Below are 227 nucleotides of genomic sequence, written 5' to 3'. Positions count from 1 at the left end.
TCGCCATTGGTCTGCGCGGGGATGGTGACCGAATAGCTGCCGTCGGGCTGGACGGTGCCCGAGCCGAGCACGGTCTCGCCGTCGGGGGCGTAGACGGTAATCGTGGCGCCGGGTTCGCCGGTGCCGGTCACAATGGTGCCGGTGGCGTCGTCGACGTCGGCCGTGGGCGCATCGGGCGCGGTCAGGTCGGGCGCGATGGCAGGGGTGGGGTCGGACTCGTTGCCGGC

The 227-nt window shown here is 72.7% G+C and carries 1 protein-coding gene; it reads right to left on the bottom strand.

Annotated features, from left to right (window positions below):
* Window positions 1–227 (bottom strand): Ig-like domain-containing protein (locus B1A78_RS22005; RefSeq protein ID WP_144037978.1); only part of this gene is annotated, 227 nt, incomplete at both ends.

Source organism: Sphingopyxis sp. KK2 (genome assembly GCF_001990265.1).
Taxonomy (GTDB): domain Bacteria; phylum Pseudomonadota; class Alphaproteobacteria; order Sphingomonadales; family Sphingomonadaceae; genus Sphingopyxis.
The sequence above is the reverse complement of the archived record's forward strand: the minus strand, read 5'-3'. Positions and strand labels throughout refer to the sequence as shown.